Source organism: Neobacillus sp. PS3-40, assembly GCF_030915485.1.
In the GTDB taxonomy this organism is placed as follows: domain Bacteria; phylum Bacillota; class Bacilli; order Bacillales; family Cytobacillaceae; genus JAUZPL01.
In genome coordinates this window covers 259695-272127 of record NZ_CP133266.1, presented here as the reverse complement: position 1 = coordinate 272127, position 12433 = coordinate 259695, and the positions used below count along the sequence as shown (strand labels likewise).

The window sequence follows — 12433 nt, the reverse complement described above, 5'->3', positions numbered from 1 at the left end:
ATAGAACCGATTGAGATTCTATACCCTATTTGTGTTGCTAATTCAATTTTTGTGACCCGAAAGGGAACGTCTTATTCTTACTGACAGTCTCCTTTTTATGTTTCTTCTATCAACAATATTGATTAACATAGCCTATTTTAAAAAAGGTAAAGCAGCCAAATCAATGAATGAATTTTATTTTCTTATTCAATTAACGGATATCTTTACATCAATAAAGGGAAAGCCTTTTTTCTTATTCAAGTAACGTCTCAGGATGGTGAAATAAATTACATTTTAAAATGAAAGAAAAAAGGAGTTCTCAAATGAAGAAAAAGATAAACATTTGGTCATTTATCTCTTCACTAATTTGTATTTTATTATTTGTTATAGTTACTTTTTCAGGTCCAATTGATTATTCCATTATGGGTACTCACCCTTTAAATCTGGTTTTATATATTACATTGATAACTTTAGTTTTAGGAGTATTAGGTTTTTCAGGTATTCAAGATTGGAAAGGGATGGCAAGGAGCATAGCTACGGTAATTATTACTTTGGGATTATCAACGTTTCTGACCATCGTTATATTTTTGGGAGGTTTATTGAGCTAACGGGGGCTTTACTTCAATAGGGGTAAAGCCTTTTTTCTTATTCAAGTAACGGTTAGCATTCCTGTAGAGCGTTAAATTTCAGCTTTGAAAAAAATAGAGCCCCTCAGTAAGATAAAAGAGTAAGATACCACTCTAAACTCATCATCAAAGGAGGAAGCTCTATATGAAGTTTAAAATGCAAAAGAAACAAAATCAACTAATTCAAAGAATTTCTGATCAACATCTTGTAGTTGGGATAGATATTGCCCAACAAACACATGTAGCACGATCAGTTAATTTTCGAGGAATTGTATTAGGTAATCCAATTTCCTTCGGCAATCATGAGGAAGGCTTTAATCAACTCCTACAGTGGATTAACAAATTATTAGATAAGCATAAATTGAATAAAATAATAGTCGGTATGGAACTTACTGGCCACTACTGGTTAAACATATCTAAGTGGTTGACAGATCATAACATAGAAGTAGTTTTAGTGAATCCCCACCTTGTGAAAAAAAACAAAGAAAATCGAGATAACACTCAATCCAAAAGTGATATAAAGGATTCCCTTGTCATCGCTGATATGGTCAAGAATGGATATTACGCCTTTACTCGTTCAAACTCAGAAGTATTTGAAAAACTTAGGGTACTTATGTCAAACCGTGATGTAGTCGTAAAACGTTTGGTTACCACAAAAAATCAACTCCACCGTTGGGTGGAAATCGTTTTTCCAGAACTACAACAAGTGTTTAAAGACATTACTGGCAAGGGAGCAATTTCCACACTTCGCTTATTCCCTACTCCAGGCGAAATAAGTACATTACAACCACAAGATATCGTTAACAAATGGAAACTAATAATGAAACGGCAATCAGGTTTATCTAAGGCTCGTTTACTTATTGACCTAGCAAAACGATCCGTCGGAACACAACGAGCAATTGATGCACATAAACTCCATTTGAAGCAATTGCTTGAAGAATACGACCTTGCCACAGCTCAACTTGAAGCTATTGAACACGAAGTTACTGAAGTTCTTAAAGAGATTCCAATTGCTAAAAAAATGCTTGCCATTAAAGGGATTAGTCCAATAACAATAGCAGGAATTCTTGGAGAATCGGGAGATTTACGCGGATTTACTCATGGAAATGCACTGTTACGTCATGCAGGACTTCACTTAGCCGAAGCCGGTTCAGGTAAATGGAAGGGTCAGATTGTACTCTCAAAACGGGGGCGATCTCGACTTCGTCGGTTTCTATTTATGGCAACAATAGGTCTCGTAACAAACAACACAGAGTTTAAAGCCCTCCACTCCACCAATGTTAAGATAAAAAAGATGAAGAAAATAAAATCAATTATTAAACTATGTGGAAAATTAGCTCGAATCTTGGTAGGAATGGATTAGAATACACGCCTGAAAAGGTATTTCCCATTATTCAAGAAGCAGCATAAAATCTATTAATTAAAGAATAAAGAAATATTTATTTACGAGAATTGGCTTATTCGTAGGATTTCAAAGAAAGCACGGAGTACCGGATGTGTTCAACAAAAGGGCACCGACCCGTTCCGTTAGCAAAACCGGCCTCCACCCCTTGGATAGGCATGACGAAGGAATGAGAGGGCTAAGACCCGTTGAGACATGGGAGGGAAAGCCTCCAGGGACAGTGTGGAGAATGCGTGCATGATCATGGAATTATATGGGATTTATGACTAATCCCCTCTTTCCTCATGCCCTCATTTAATCAGAACTGTCTTGACTCTTTTCATTCATCCGTTATGGCAAAACAAAATGGTATGAAATCCTGCGAATAAGCGAGCATTCGTGAGAAAATCGTATTAAACAGAGGGAGTTGAACAAAAAAAGTTCGATATTAAAGATATTCTTTATTTGCAATAAAAAGGCTCGGAAACATTTTGCCGAGCTTTTTTGTGTTAAGGTTTTAATATCTTTTTAAGCAAATAGATGATAAATCCTATTAAGTAAAGCCCCGATATTAAACAAATATATGAAAGCGGCTCTGTTTTAAGTGAAATCAGAAAAATATCTATCGGATAAATTTCGCTACAATATTGTACATCTTGTGGTGTGAAAATGAACATCGGCTTACATTCTGATTGTGGTAAATAGGCAACTTTACTTGTGATAAAAAATGAATAAATAAATGAAATAATAAAAATAGGAATACAAAAAATCCATAACCCCAACCATTTCTTCACAATTTACCCTCCTCTTAAATTGGATATAATTCCCCTTTAGTGTAATTTTACACTAAAAACTAACATTTACAATAAAAAATTACTAAATTTTGCATATTTAAAAATTCCGACAAAAAATCAAAAATCCCATTTCATCAATTAACTGAGAAATGGGATTCGCCTTTCATAATTTTATTGTTTTATTCCATAAATTGTATTTTTTAAAACGATTTTTTACGCTATTTTGTACTCTAATAGCAATGCAACTGACTATTTTAGGAGGAATTGATATGACATTTTCTTCGCTTCTTTATTTACTTGGACAATTAGAGATTTATGTATTACCTCTATTAGCGTTATATTGGTTAGCCCGATTTGTTAAAGCTTATGAGTCAAAACAAAAATGATTTAGATTGTGAAGAAATACACTTAAACTAATGGGGGCAAGAGTTGAAGAATCAGCTGCCATTTTGGCGGCTTTTCTTATTGAAGTAAAGGGCAGTTTAGTGGAAGAAGGGATAAATTAATTATTAGGCGAATTATTTATTGTTCCAGAAATATAAAAAAAGGGGTGGGATAGTTGAGTAAAAAATATAAGGTAATAACCACCATTATTCTCATATTGCTTATTTTAGTGGCAAGTATAATGTTGTATAACAGGGAAATTTCAAAAAGAGCGATTTACGACTACATTGCTAAACAAGGGATAAAAGAAAATCAATTAAAATATACTGCTTTTCATAGAGATTACAAAATGGGTGGTTATTTTCTTGCTACATATGTAGAAGGGGAAAAACCTGATATTTATTATATGTACACTTTTAGAGGGAGGGATAAAAAAATCCTTTTTCAAGCGTACTATGAAGGGTCTGAACATATAAAGGCACAACAATGGGGTGGCAGTGGACTGAGTGACACAACAGAAAAAAAATTAAAATATCCACCTCTAAACGAATAATACACTTGAATTAAAGGGGTAGGTTACTCCTTAATCAAATTCTTTATTCAAGTAACGTGGCAGTTTAGCATAATAAGAATATTGGTTTTTTATGGTAAAATAAGTGTTTAAGGGGAGATTGGTTAAATAATGAATAATTCTAAAGAAATAAAGGTTAAAAATCATTTAAGATTTTTATTATTTCTTATTATAATTGTCGGCACCTCAAATCTTTTGGTTTATAAAGTTTCATTTTTTCCCAGTGGGTATGACCTTATTTCACATCAAAAAAATAGTATATCCATAAAGTCATTTAATGTATTAGGGTTTGAAAAGGGTATATCAACCGTATCATTTTCTGAAAAGGACATATGGAAAATTAATGATATTGCTTACGAAATAAATAGACAAAAAGAATTTTTATGGTTTTTTTTTTCTGTTGTTAGCATATCTATATATCTGCTTGTTACTAAGTTGCGTAAGGGAATGAAATTTTGGAAAGCAATCTTAGAAAGTAATATTGTTATTGCTGTATTGTTTCCTTTATACATTATTATTAGCTCATTAAATAGGATACAAAATTTAATTTCCTGATTATTCAACTAAAAGGTGCAATAGTCGAAGATCCAGCTGCCATACTATCGCTTCTAAAGGGGCTAATCTTGCTATAAATCAAATTATAAGGTGGTATTTATTTTGCAAAAATGTGAAAACTGCAATGTGCAATTTAGTTGGAAGAGAATCTATAAATCATTTGTGTTTACATATAAACCAATTAAATGTGACAACTGTGGTACAACACATAAGATAACGATTTCTGGTAGGTTCACATTTGTATCTTTGACTATTTTACCAATGTTGATATATGCTAAATTCCTTTCGCATTTCAGCAACATTCTTGTAACTCTTGGAATAGGACTCTTAATATTTATTGTGGGTTCTTTGTTGACGCCGTTTTTTGTGACGTACAAAGAGTCTTTGTGAAGAAATATACTTAAACTAAACCAGTTAATAGCTTGTCAACATTTTTCAATAAAAAGTTTAATAACCTCATGATATACTAAAAATGTTCATGCCAAATAACCTTCCGTTATGTCTTTTTGGAAGGTTTTGTTGTATTTAGTTAGATATAGTTTTTAAGCTATATCTTGGAAAGTAGTCCTGCTTTTTAGTAAGGCAAAAATCCAATGTAAGAGCTTATTAACACATGCAATAACTGCTACTCTGAAGGGTTTTCCTTCTTCACGTTTCTTATCGTAAAACTCTCTTAATCTTTTATTGCGTGCGATGATTTCATCAGTCGTTTTCTTTTTACGGGCATCACGAATACCACTTTGAACAGCCATGTACAAGGCATGACGAAGCCTACAAGAACCTCGTTTGGTAATTCGATTTACTGATGCTGTAAACTTACCAGAAGAGTAAACACTTGGATCTACTCCAGCGAATGCAACAAGCTTTTTGGCATTATTGAACCGATCTATCTCACCAATTTCGGAAATAATCGTGGCGGCGATTTTCTCTCCGATTCCAGGGATAGTCTGGAGTATATGATATTCTTCAATTTCTTTTGCGAGGGCATCTATTTCATCTGCAATCTTAGATAGATGCTCTTGGTATTGAAGAACAATCTTGACTAATAACTCGAGATTAAAAATGTTACTCTGGTACAGGTTGTTTTGAAATGGGTTACGAAGGGCTGCTTCTCTTAATTTTTTGGCCCTTTCATTTGCCCATGCATCCGAACGACTCATACATAGTGAAGATATTTTCTCTGTTATTTCTTTTTCACTCACACTTAACACTGCTTCTGAAGTAGGAAATGCTAATAATGTAAGCAATGAGACCTTTGAATATAAGCTTCCAAAAACTCCTCTATATTCAGGAAATACCTGATCCAAAAGGGTATGCAATTGTATTTTAGTCTGTGCTGATACTTCTGCAATACTTTCTTGTTGTCTTGTTAGATTACGAAGGTTTAATAGTTGAATTCCTCTTTTTTTATAAGGCTCTAACTCTTCTTTATAAAATAGTTCGCAAAGGTGATAAGCATCAACTGCATCTGTTTTTACCTTTCGTAAACTCGAACTTTTGGCTCGATGTGAGATAAGAGGATTGACAACAATATAAACATAATTTTGCTCCTCAAGAAATTGAATTACAGGAAAATGGTAGTGTCCTGTTGATTCTAAAACGACCGAAGGTTGATGACCACCTGCAGATCTCTCAACTTCTTGAAGGAACTCTAATAAATTCCCCAAACCCTCAAGATCATGTTTAATACTGAAACTCTTACGGTAAGGTTTGCCTTTATCTAAAAATGCTTGTACCTGACTTTCCCCTTTTGAAACATCCAGACCAATGACTGGATTCATACTTTATCTCCTCCTAGTAATGCAATATTAGTCGGTATCCCCTAGGGCTTCTTGTAATGTCATAGGTTCGCTTGTTAAACGGGAGCGTTGTCCCAACCAGCCTGAAACATGTTTATACAAGTAGGGGGTGAACAGTTTAGCTGACGGGATTAAATCCCACGGGTGCGACGTTCTACCCCGACTACCGTTATATTAAGACCATATGAAAAAAGGTCAACCAGAAAAATCTGGCTAACCTTATATTACGAACGGGGTGCTTATGTTAAAGATGGGATGGCTGCGGCGATCCCGTTTTCTTATTGTGCTAACGGTCAGGTTACTTAAAGAAGAACCATATTCTATAAAATGTTTATTGTTTTGACAGAATATTCTTGACTATTTTTCCATTATTAATCTACTATAAGGTAAACATTCCTTTTTTTACCGTTGAACTTTGATAGGTGGTGGTTTTTATTATGTTTAGTAACATAGGTATTCCTGGGTTAATTTTAACTATAATTCTTGTCGGATTAGGCTTGTTTGTTTTACATTCGTTAGTACAATTAATCCTTAAAAGACGGTAAACCCGTCTTTTTTTATGCATCAGCAGTCTACTTTGTAATATTTATTATTAAAGTAACGTCTCAGGATTATTCTGGAAAATAATGTTAAGATATTCTTGGGATATGGGAGGGATTATATGATTTTTGAAACATTAACAGGACAGCTTACGGTTGTAATAACCCTTGCTTTTGGGTCATTGTTGATTGTGCTCTCCCCCATAATAAATAAGGAAAATAAATACTTTGCTTGGTTTAGTCTGGCGATGGGCGTTATAGTTTTATTCCTTTTATTTTGGTTCACATTTGGCAACGAGGTTATTCGACATCAGATACTAAAATATGGACTTCAATAAAAATTCTTATTCGAGTAACGGGGGCTTTCGTTTAACAAAGGTTGCTGCGGCAAGCTCTTTTTTTCTTATTGTAGTAACTAAGCAGGTTAATCGAAGAAGGAAATATTATTTTTTTATGGAATTAATTCACTTTGAAAAGGGAAGTATGAAATGAAAAAAATCGTACTTATTGGTTCTGGAGGTTCAGGAAAATCTACTTTGGCAAGGCAATTAGGAGAAAAGTTAAAAATAAACATTTATCATCTTGATGCATTATTCTGGAAGCCTAATTGGGTAGGTGTTCCGAGAGATGAACAAATAAAAGTTCAAAATGATTTAGTTAAAAAGGACGAATGGATTATTGATGGGAATTATGGTGGGACAATGGATATAAGACTGAATGCAGCTGATACAATAATCTTTCTTGATATTTCGAGAACAATTTGCGTTTATCGTGCATTTAAAAGAATGCTTAAATACCGAAATAAGACACGACCAGATATGGGAGAAGGTTGTGAAGAGAGATTTTCTTTTGAGTTTTTTAAATGGATATGGGAATATCCAAAGACGAAAAGCCCTAAAATTTTAGAGAGACTTGAACAGCTTTCTAAAGAAAAAGAAGTTATCATCTTAAAATCAACAAAAGATGTTGAAAATTTTTTAGAAAAAGTATAATGACTATTGTTTCTTGTTTAACTAAAGGAGGCAATACTTAAAGAAGCATTTTTGCAAATGGAAAAGGCGATGTGGTTTGAAATGGGTATTAAAGGTGGGTTGTTTCTTTCTCTTATATTATTAACAGTAATGAATGGTGGATTTGTTGTTCTGGCCTTTTTACCTATTATTTTATATTTCGTTCTTAGCGTTTTTGGTATTTATTTTGTAAATAAAGTAATTAAATTCATTAATACAAAAACAAAATCAGACCAAGAGAGAAATCAAAAAATTGATAAATTAATTAAGGTGGTTAGTCAAGGTAAGAGTATGGAATAATTTCTTTTTGAACTAGCCGGGGGCATTACGGAGGGATAAAGTTGGCCGACACTTTTCTGCTTGTTATTATATTGATTCCTTTATATGCGGTATTAATTTGGACTTATCTGTGCACTGAGGATAGTTTATTATGGGGAAGAAGATGGATGTATAAAGAGGAACCTGAAGTGTCTGAAGGTGCAATTCGTTACGGAAAAATAGTATTGATTATTGGTATCATTGCATTAACTATTATATTGGCAATTCAAATATATTCCCTTTTTTAACTAAATGGAGTTAAGTATCTTTTCTTTTATTAGTCGAAATATACCTTTAAACCGAGCCAAAAATGAAGAGAACACAAGAAACTTTATTACAATAGAGATTACTACTTGAAATATTGCGAAAGATCATACTTAAGCTAACGGGGGCCGTTACTGGAATAACGGTAATGCTTTTTTCTTCTTATACAATCCGTCAGTTAACTTGAATAAGTTCACTTTTAGTAGAAGGAGGATTTAATCCTTTAGAGAATTTAGAAGTTATAAATTTTTATATAAGGGATGAAAACGATGGATATTTATCTTAACCGTATTTGCAAAGACATAGTAAATGCGAATTTGAAAAACTATTGGTTTAGTTTTGAATCGGTTGCTTACGCATTATATGATAAGAGTTATGTTTATCTTTTCAACCATCCTAGAATGACAAAAATTCAAAAGGACAAATATCAAATATTAAAGTGGGATGAACAATTTATAGGTTGTACACTCATTCTTTATGATAATTTTCCAACGGCAATCGTGAATCTAGAATTGTACAAGGATTACGCAAGTTTATATTCTAATCTCGTACACGAATTATTTCATGGTTTTCAATATGTTAAAGGGGAAGAACGGTTTGTAAATGAAATTCTGGGAATCACATATCCGTTAACAAGAGAAAATGTGGAATTACGAAATAAGGAAAGAGCTACCCTTTTTAGTGCAATGTTAGAAAATAATTTTATTAAAAAGAAACAATATCTTAATACTTTTATTACCTTAAGAGAAAAAAGGGCTACCAAAATCAATAACTATTTATTATACGAAAATTCAATTGAAACAATTGAAGGACCAGCGTGGTATGTTGAACTAAAGGCTTTCTCCGAAAAATGTAATTTAGAGTACAATTCCATTTTAAGAAAATATGGGCAGCACCTTATTGACAAATATGAATCCACTTCATATATACGGAAGAGTTGTTATAGTTCAGGTTTGGTTATGTGTTTATTACTTGATGATTTTTTGCCAAGTTGGAAGGAAGGTTTTTGGGGCAAAGAAGAAACACTATACGATTTATTAAAACAGATTTCCGATAACTCTGAAAAAATAAGTGATGTGGAAATAAGTCCCGAAACAGAGGAAATAATTAATTTTGTTAGGCAAAATAGGAAAATTACATTTGAAAACTTTGAGCAGCAAAAAGGAATTAATCTATTTATTGAAGGTGAAATAACTGCTAAATCTTTTGATCCGATGAATATTGTTCAATTTGAAGATAGGCTTTTACACAAGAACTTTATAAAAGTAGAAATTAACAATGCAGACTATCTAATTCAACAATCTGTTATAGCCTATTGTAAAGGCGGACTCCAAAATATAACTAAATTACATCTGATATTAAAGGATAATCCCATTGAAAATATTGATTCACTTACAGTTGATGGTATAGGTGTAATAAACGGAAGATATGAGAAGCAGGAAGATGTTTTGCATCTATATGTGAATTAGGACCAATATTTATTGAACTAAAGGGGGCAATACTTGAACAATGGTAACGCCCTTTTTTTTCTTTAAGTAAACGGGCAGTTTAGTTATGATTATTACATTTAACCTTGGTAACGATTTTGATGAATTAGGTATGGGTGGTTTTTTTGAGATTTAATGGAGATATAGTTATTGTTTTTGGTTTTATATGTTACATAGTTGTGAGAGTAATAATACTGGCATTAAAACGGAAACATAAAAGGCCGTTGGTTTTGTTTAAGGAATTGATAAGGTTTCTGTTTGTTTTATACATACTGATGGTTATTTCAGTGACTTTGTTCCCTTTAGAAATAGGGGTTCCTCATGAAAAATTCACTAATAGGTTTTTAAACTACATTCCTCTTATCTCGATATTAGGCGATATTAATCAAGTAGGAACAGCTTATAGTGGAGATTCACTATTTATGATTAAGATAATAGTGAAAAACGAAGGAGGCAATATTTTAATGCTTATGCCTTTGGGATTTCTTATGCCTATATTATGGAGAAAGTTCAAAGGGCTAAAATATACGATAATGATTGGACTCTTTGTTTCTTTATGTGTTGAATGTTTACAGTTTGTAGAACTACAATTAGGATTAGGAATGACACGTACAGTAGATATTGACGATGTTATTTGTAATGTGTTAGGGACTTTCTTTGGACTTTCCTTCAAATGATAATCCAACAGTAGGTGGGTTTGCAGTTTATGCAGACATAAAATCACATAAATTGATTGGATACGGTTATAGAGATTAAATAAATCAATGTAAACTAAAAATTACGTTTTTTACATTAATCTACAAGGTGGGTTTTCAGCTGCAACCATCACCTTTTTTGTTTAACTAAACTGCCCAGTTTAGTTGAATAAGCTTTTGGAAATTGAAACTTTAAAATTCTTAATTCGTAATATATTTTAAAAAAGGTGAATATTAACATATCAGGGGATGCAAACAATGAGAAAAGTTGAGAAGAACCAAGATAAAAGCAAAATAGAAACAGATGATGGTTGGAACAGAACATTTTACGGCAGTCCAAAAATTGGTGGAATAATCATTGTTGGGGCAATAGTTTTGTACTTAATTTTTAAATAAATTTTTAAGCTAAAGGGTGCATTACTGGAATAACAGTAATGCACTTTTCTTCTTCAAGTAGCGGTCAGGTTATCTTAATAGAAGTGATAAATTTTTTAATAGTCTAACGAAAGAGGTTAATGTTAAAATGGAATTATCATCCAAATAGGAGGAGAAATTAATAAATGAAGTTTGATAACAATACATTAAAAGGGGTTACAGTTATAGCACTGGTTGCAATTGCAATTGGCACGGGATTTTCCGCCCTTTGGTTGGCACAAATTGTAGACTTATTGAGTGTCTTAGCGAACAAATAATTTTATTCTTCGAAGGAAAGAATGTGAAGTATTTTACTTAAACAAACAAGGGCATGAGTTCAACAAAGGTAAGACTGCTTCGACAGCCGTTTACTTATTTGACTGATGAATAGTTTTGTTGAGGAACCTCAAATGGTACAATTTTGAATAATCATAATTTAGATATAAGGAGGGATTCCATTGAATAGGTTAACAAAATCGTCAAAAGAAAAGGCGTTATTAGGAGTATGCGGAGGATTAGCTGAACATTTTGGTATTTCCCCTTTTCTTGTAAGATTAATATTTATTTTTACTCCCGTTTCCTTTTTTATCTACTTAATTCTTGCTGTTTTATTACCTGAGAACAACTCATCACTCTATTAAAACAGACTATTTTGTGCTTGTAAAAAATACTTTTTATTCGACTAATGGGTGCAATAGTTGAAGAGCCATCTGCTATTTTGGTGACTTTTTTTCTTCTTAAACTAAAGTGGCAGTTTATTTCAATTTAAATTCACACAAACTACATAAAAAAGGCACTGAATTAGTGCCATTAATAATTTTATGGTGCAATCAGTAACTCTTATATTTGAAACTTTCTGGGGAATTGTTTCACAATTGCATTCGTTATTGTGTCCGCCATTTGTAAAGCTTCTGCTTCAATTTTATCAAACACAGCAATACTTGATTTAAAATTATTTTGGAGTATAAATAATGCTTCCTTAGTAGTAAGTGCCAGATGCTCGAAAAACATTTCTTGGAATTCATCTCTTGATATAAACGGATTTATTCTGCTTAGGAATTCGGCAATTTCTTCTCCATTTGCGTACCATCTTCTCTCTGCATCCGCTACAGCATTTTGATTTCCTGCTTTTGCGGCTTTAACAAGTTCCGCAGCAATTAACAGGTGTTCCCTTATTAAATTGCTGAACTTTGCGGCTATTCTATTTCCATAGAAAGGCTTTAGTAAATTGCCCATATCTGTAGCGTTTCGGAGTAGACGTGCGGTAACAGCGTCTAAATCAGGTAAATCAAAGGCAATGCTATTGATTGTCATTCTTGTCCAGTACACGTGTTGTTCCCAAACTAAACGCATAGCATTTCTTAAACGAACTTCCTGTTCACTAATGCAAGAATGGTTGAACCATGGTTTATTCATGTTTTCACCCCCTACTCTCTAAATCATATTCAGTTTATTCCGAAGCTAAAAAGATGCTTGTACTTAACTATTGGTTATTCATTTATTTTAAATAAATCAAAAAAGAATCGGTGGATTTTACGTTCCAGATTAATTTCTTATTGAACTAAAGGGGGCTATTGTTCAATAAGGGCAATCACTTGTTGTGCTAACTGTTCAGGT

At 32.8% G+C, this 12433-nt stretch carries 17 protein-coding genes; 14 read left to right on the top strand and 3 right to left on the bottom strand.

Features of this window, described 5'->3' with window-relative positions; translation table 11 throughout:
- Positions 1-302 precede the first annotated feature (302 nt).
- Both RCG20_RS01400 and RCG20_RS01395 read left to right on the top strand, forming a co-directional pair.
- Positions 303-587 (top strand): hypothetical protein, encoded by a 285-nt coding sequence (locus tag RCG20_RS01400; protein WP_308182457.1) that lies wholly within the window; start codon positions 303-305, stop codon positions 585-587.
- A gap of 163 nt (positions 588-750) precedes the next feature.
- A complete protein-coding gene (locus tag RCG20_RS01395; RefSeq protein ID WP_308182456.1) occupies positions 751-1968 on the top strand; it encodes an IS110 family RNA-guided transposase in 1218 nt (405 codons plus the stop codon).
- A gap of 527 nt (positions 1969-2495) precedes the next feature.
- Here RCG20_RS01395 and RCG20_RS01390 read toward each other — a convergent pair.
- Positions 2496-2780, bottom strand: a complete 285-nt coding sequence (locus RCG20_RS01390; protein WP_308182455.1) for a DUF4306 domain-containing protein — start codon at positions 2778-2780, stop codon at positions 2496-2498.
- A gap of 559 nt (positions 2781-3339) precedes the next feature.
- Here RCG20_RS01390 and RCG20_RS01385 point away from each other — a divergent pair.
- The 3 genes from RCG20_RS01385 to RCG20_RS21710 all read left to right on the top strand — a co-directional run bounded on the left by RCG20_RS01385 (position 3340) and on the right by RCG20_RS21710 (position 4680).
- Positions 3340-3717 carry a DUF3139 domain-containing protein gene (locus tag RCG20_RS01385; protein ID WP_308182454.1) on the top strand — a complete coding sequence of 126 codons (378 nt, stop codon included), beginning with the start codon at positions 3340-3342 and terminating at the stop codon, positions 3715-3717.
- Positions 3718-3846: 129 nt separating this feature from the next.
- Positions 3847-4290, top strand: coding sequence for a hypothetical protein (locus tag RCG20_RS01380; RefSeq protein WP_308182453.1), 444 nt, complete (start codon positions 3847-3849; stop codon positions 4288-4290).
- A gap of 90 nt (positions 4291-4380) precedes the next feature.
- The gene (locus RCG20_RS21710) at positions 4381-4680 is read left to right on the top strand and encodes a TIGR04104 family putative zinc finger protein (RefSeq protein WP_374120503.1); all 300 of its coding nucleotides are present in this window, start codon (positions 4381-4383) and stop codon (positions 4678-4680) included.
- A 152-nt stretch (positions 4681-4832) separates the two neighbouring features.
- Here RCG20_RS21710 and RCG20_RS01370 read toward each other — a convergent pair whose 3' ends face one another.
- Positions 4833-6071 carry an IS110 family RNA-guided transposase gene (locus RCG20_RS01370; RefSeq protein WP_308182451.1) on the bottom strand — a complete coding sequence of 413 codons (1239 nt, stop codon included), beginning with the start codon at positions 6069-6071 and terminating at the stop codon, positions 4833-4835.
- 679 nt (positions 6072-6750) lie between these two features.
- Here RCG20_RS01370 and RCG20_RS01365 point away from each other — a divergent pair.
- The 9 genes from RCG20_RS01365 to RCG20_RS01325 all read left to right on the top strand — a co-directional run bounded on the left by RCG20_RS01365 (position 6751) and on the right by RCG20_RS01325 (position 11457).
- On the top strand, positions 6751-6966 hold the full coding sequence (locus RCG20_RS01365; RefSeq protein ID WP_308181050.1) for a hypothetical protein: 216 nt from the start codon (positions 6751-6753) through the stop codon (positions 6964-6966).
- Positions 6967-7116: 150 nt separating this feature from the next.
- On the top strand, positions 7117-7620 hold the full coding sequence (locus tag RCG20_RS01360) for a DNA topology modulation protein (RefSeq protein ID WP_308182450.1): 504 nt from the start codon (positions 7117-7119) through the stop codon (positions 7618-7620).
- A 57-nt stretch (positions 7621-7677) separates the two neighbouring features.
- On the top strand, positions 7678-7938 hold the full coding sequence (locus tag RCG20_RS01355; RefSeq protein WP_308182449.1) for a hypothetical protein: 261 nt from the start codon (positions 7678-7680) through the stop codon (positions 7936-7938).
- A gap of 41 nt (positions 7939-7979) precedes the next feature.
- A complete protein-coding gene (locus RCG20_RS01350; protein ID WP_308182448.1) occupies positions 7980-8204 on the top strand; it encodes a hypothetical protein in 225 nt (74 codons plus the stop codon).
- Between the two features lie 285 nt (positions 8205-8489).
- On the top strand, positions 8490-9689 hold the full coding sequence (locus RCG20_RS01345) for a hypothetical protein (protein ID WP_308182447.1): 1200 nt from the start codon (positions 8490-8492) through the stop codon (positions 9687-9689).
- Positions 9690-9832: 143 nt separating this feature from the next.
- Positions 9833-10384: a VanZ family protein gene (locus RCG20_RS01340; protein WP_308182446.1), complete on the top strand. Its 552-nt coding sequence runs from the start codon at positions 9833-9835 to the stop codon at positions 10382-10384.
- Positions 10385-10660: 276 nt separating this feature from the next.
- The gene (locus RCG20_RS01335; RefSeq protein WP_308182445.1) at positions 10661-10798 is read left to right on the top strand and encodes a hypothetical protein; all 138 of its coding nucleotides are present in this window, start codon (positions 10661-10663) and stop codon (positions 10796-10798) included.
- Positions 10799-10962: 164 nt separating this feature from the next.
- Positions 10963-11094: a hypothetical protein gene (locus RCG20_RS01330; protein WP_308182444.1), complete on the top strand. Its 132-nt coding sequence runs from the start codon at positions 10963-10965 to the stop codon at positions 11092-11094.
- Positions 11095-11274: 180 nt separating this feature from the next.
- A complete protein-coding gene (locus RCG20_RS01325) occupies positions 11275-11457 on the top strand; it encodes a PspC domain-containing protein (protein WP_308182443.1) in 183 nt (60 codons plus the stop codon).
- Between the two features lie 199 nt (positions 11458-11656).
- Here RCG20_RS01325 and RCG20_RS01320 read toward each other — a convergent pair whose 3' ends face one another.
- A complete protein-coding gene (locus RCG20_RS01320; protein WP_308182442.1) occupies positions 11657-12232 on the bottom strand; it encodes an acetylglutamate kinase in 576 nt (191 codons plus the stop codon).
- Between the last annotated feature and the right edge of the window lie 201 nt (positions 12233-12433).